Consider the following 2,639-nt stretch of genomic DNA (forward strand, 5'->3'; position numbering starts at 1 on the left):
GACGGGGAAGTGGACCGATCCGACGGCAGGCATTATGGGCGGTATCGATTCGTATTATGAGTACCTTCTGAAGGCATCGATCCTGTTTGGCGACAAGGACTGTGCTCGTATGTGGCTGGACAGTGTGACGGCTGTCGACAAATATCTGGCTGATCAGGAGCCGAGCGGCCTCTGGTATGGGCAGGCGGATATGAACAGCGGGCAGCGTACGAATACGAACTACGGCGCGCTCGATGCGTTCTTTCCAGCGGTGCTGGCGCTGGGCGACGACGTCCATCGTGCGGCGGAACTGCAGGACTCCAGCTACAGGATGTGGAATGTGGCGGGCATTGAGCCGGAGACGCTGGACTACGTGAAGATGCAGATTACGAGCCCCGGTTACGAGTTGAGGCCGGAGATTATCGAATCGACCTACTACCTCTACCACTACACCCACGACGCCAAGTACCTGGCGATGGGGCGGACCTACCTTGATGGGCTGGTGAAGTATTGCCGGACCGAAGATGCTTATGCCGCACTTTCTGACGTGCGCAACAAGCAGAAGAAGGACGCGATGGAGAGCTTCTTTTTTGCCGAGACGCTGAAGTATCTCTATCTGCTGTTCGCGCCGGAGTCGACGCTGGAGTTTGATTCGGTCATTTTTAATACGGAGGCGCATCCGATGAAGCGGAGTTTGGGGCTGAAGTGACATGGAGAATCGCAGCAGAGTCCGAAAACACGTGCCTCAGGGGCTAAAGCCATTGATTCCTCGGGCCTTACGGCACGACTAAAGTCGTGCCCTTTCAAAGCCAGACTTACGGATTTTTATCAGTGCCAAGACGTTGACAAGCACAAACAAGAAAACGCCGCAAATCGCGACGATCCAAATGGGTGCTCCTCGAAAGTAGCTGACTACCAGACCACCAGCTACGCCCGCATTTAGTAGGATTAGTTTCTGTTTTGAGTCCACGGCAAGAAGTATACGGTGTAAGTTTGGCAGATCAGCGATTTCCTCGTCGCTCAAATCAAACCGAGACACTACCCGTTGCCGCATTTCGTTGACTCTGCTTCTTGATTCGGTTATCCTAAGGGTCTTGTGCGGTGTTGCGCCTGGGGTCTGATGTGGGGCCCTCTGAGACGGTTTCAAGTCGATGAGGAGATGACGTTTAGCCCGGACCCGGCTGATTGAACCCCTTTATCGGATTCGACCGGAACAGGCACCTTCGGCTGGGACAGCGAGCTAAGTCCAGCAGAGTCAGGGCCCTTATTGAGGGCAAGCATCGCAGTCCTCACCCGAACAGGATTGTTTGGAAGTGGGCGGAGATTGAGTCCATGCGCGGATGCCATGGACATTGGGGTATTGCGCCGAAGTTTTAGAAGTTTCTAGAGGGCAGGAGAGAGATGAGCACCTTTGTTCCGAGCGGCAAGGATATTGTCCGCAAGTGGTATGTAGTGGATGCCAGCGGCCAGACTCTGGGGCGCCTGGCGACCAAGGCGGCTGATGTTCTGAGCGGCAAACTGAACCCGAAGTACGTGCCGTATATCGACATGGGCGATCACGTGATCGTCATCAATGCGGAGAAGATTCGCTTGACCGGCCTCAAGGCTCAGAGCAAGGTATATCGCCGTTACACGGGATTCCCTGGCGGACTGCGCGAAGAGGAATTTACGCGCCTGCTGGCCCGCAAGCCGGAGAAGATTCTGGAAGAGGCGATCAAGGGCATGTTGCCGAAGTCGAAGCTCGGCCGCGCGATGGGATCGAAGCTGAAGGTCTATCGCGGCGACCAGCATCCGCATTTTGCGCAACAGCCAGTGGCTTTGGAAGTTGGATCGCGCAGCTTTTAAGCTGTCAGCCGTCAGCTTTCAGTTTGGAATTGCTGGTGCCGACGGTAGAGGCAGGAACGAATCGGAATTGGGAAACTAGCTGAAGGCTGAGAGCTGAGAGCTGAAGGCTAAGAGCGAACAAGAGCTAAGAGGATTGAATGGCAGATTTGGTTCAGTATTACGGGACGGGGCGCCGCAAGTCGGCGATTGCCCGCGTTTTTCTGCGTCCGGGCACCGGTGAGTGGAAGGTGAACGGCAAGCCTTTCGAGACATACTTTGTAACCGAGGCGCAGCGCGTCGCGGCAAAGCGCACCTTGGTGGTTGCAGAGCTGGCGTCGAGCTTCGATGTGGTGACCACGGTTTCGAGTGGCGGCGTGTCTTCGCAGGCTGACGCAGTGAAGATGGGCGTTGCCCGCGCACTGGTTCTCTTCAATCCCGAGCTGCGCAAGCTACTGAAGGCTGAAGGCCTGATGACGCGCGATGCTCGCCAGAAGGAACGGAAGAAGTACGGACAAAAGGGCGCACGCAAGCGGTTCCAGTTCTCGAAGCGCTAAGCGCTTCGAAGTGGACAGTGTTCAGTGAGCAGTGATCAGTAAGGGGAAAGACAGTCTGATCACTGACAACTGGCCACTGATCCCTGGTTTTAAATCTCCCGCGCGAGCGGGTTTCAATCCGGGCCAGACGAAGGTTAGTCCGGATGCAATCCACAAAGGAGGCCAATGGCCACGATCACAATGAAGGAGCTGCTCGAAGCTGGTGTTCACTTCGGGCATCAAACGAAGCGCTGGAATCCCAAGATGAAGGAATACATCTTTGGCGAGCGCAACGGTATTTAC

General features: G+C 55.6%; 4 protein-coding genes. All 4 read left to right on the forward strand.

Going from position 1 to position 2,639, the window contains the following annotated elements; all coding sequences use genetic code 11:
• On the forward strand, positions 1-688 hold a 688-nt coding region (locus WA354_RS05535), incomplete at its 5' end, for a glycoside hydrolase family 47 protein (RefSeq protein ID WP_472812012.1).
• 692 nt (positions 689-1,380) lie between these two features.
• Positions 1,381-1,824 carry a 50S ribosomal protein L13 gene (gene rplM, locus WA354_RS05540; protein ID WP_472812013.1) on the forward strand — a complete coding sequence of 148 codons (444 nt, stop codon included), beginning with the start codon at positions 1,381-1,383 and terminating at the stop codon, positions 1,822-1,824.
• A gap of 137 nt (positions 1,825-1,961) precedes the next feature.
• Positions 1,962-2,357 (forward strand): 30S ribosomal protein S9, encoded by a 396-nt coding sequence (rpsI, locus tag WA354_RS05545; protein WP_472812014.1) that lies wholly within the window; start codon positions 1,962-1,964, stop codon positions 2,355-2,357.
• A gap of 165 nt (positions 2,358-2,522) precedes the next feature.
• Positions 2,523-2,639 (forward strand): 30S ribosomal protein S2 (locus tag WA354_RS05550; protein WP_472812015.1); only part of this gene is annotated, 117 nt, incomplete at its 3' end.

Origin of the sequence: Occallatibacter sp., assembly GCF_049802275.1 — a bacterium.
Lineage (GTDB): Bacteria > Acidobacteriota > Terriglobia > Terriglobales > Acidobacteriaceae > Telmatobacter.